Source organism: Bradyrhizobium sp. Ce-3 (assembly GCF_022835695.1).
GTDB lineage: Bacteria > Pseudomonadota > Alphaproteobacteria > Rhizobiales > Xanthobacteraceae > Bradyrhizobium.
The window spans coordinates 1-311 of the sequence record NZ_BQUV01000091.1; the positions used below are offsets into that span (position 1 = coordinate 1).

Consider the following 311-nt stretch of genomic DNA (forward strand, 5'->3'; position numbering starts at 1 on the left):
GGTTAAAACTTGCCTTTCTGAGTCATAATTACAAACATCGAGCGTTTTAATTAAGTTATACGTATCACCGGCAGAGAGTTTATGATTTGCTAGTCGTGCAGTATAGTTACCATTAAAATTGATTTCATGATTTCCAGCCAGAACGACGACATTTTTATTAATACGGCTATCTTTATTACCCTCCATATTTCGCATAGAATTTAGCAAAGTAAGGATATATTTATCACCAAAAATAGTACTAAATCTATCGCCTGTATGATCCCCAAGGAAGATACAAGGGGTTATCGCATCGTCCTTTAAAAAAACATGTT

1 protein-coding gene is annotated in these 311 nt (G+C 34.4%); it reads right to left on the minus strand.

Features of this window, described 5'->3' with window-relative positions:
- A partial coding sequence (locus tag BRSPCE3_RS35945) for a DUF4049 domain-containing protein (RefSeq protein ID WP_244071865.1) occupies positions 1–311 on the minus strand: 311 nt, incomplete at both ends.